Annotated in this window: 1 protein-coding gene; it reads right to left on the bottom strand. The window is 52.9% G+C overall.

Translation table 11 applies throughout. The features are described 5' to 3' along the window. Window positions 1–486, bottom strand: a 486-nt coding sequence (locus ACG916_RS21520) for a hypothetical protein (RefSeq protein WP_419329363.1), incomplete at both ends; no start/stop codon positions are given.

The following is a 486-nucleotide window of genomic DNA, read 5'->3' as shown; positions in this document are numbered from 1 at the left end:
CGCTGTCAGAATCCGAGTCGCTGTCAGAATCCGAGTCGCTGTCAGAATCAGAATCGCTGTCAGAGTCCGAGTCGCTGTCAGAGTCAGAATCGCTGTCAGAATCCGAGTCACTGTCAGAATCCGAGTCGCTGTCAGAGTCCGAGTCGCTGTCAGAGTCAGAATCGCTGTCAGAGTCAGAATCGCTGTCAGAGTCCGAGTCGCTGTCAGAGTCAGAATCGCTGTCAGAGTCAGAGTCACTGTCAGAATCCGAATCGCTGTCAGAATCCGAATCGCTGTCAGAATCCGAGTCGCTGTCAGAGTCAGAATCGCTGTCAGAATCCGAGTCGCTGTCAGAGTCAGAATCGCTGTCAGAATCCGAGTCGCTGTCAGAGTCAGAATCACTGTCAGAATCGCTGTCAGAATCCGAGTCGCTGTCAGAATCCGAGTCGCTGTCAGAATCAGAATCGCTGTCAGAGTCCGAGTCGCTGTCAGAGTCAGAATCGCTGT

This window comes from Acinetobacter legionensis (assembly GCF_048552295.1).
Classification (GTDB): Bacteria; Pseudomonadota; Gammaproteobacteria; order Pseudomonadales; family Moraxellaceae; genus Acinetobacter.
The sequence above is the reverse complement of the archived record's forward strand: the minus strand, read 5'-3'. Positions and strand labels throughout refer to the sequence as shown.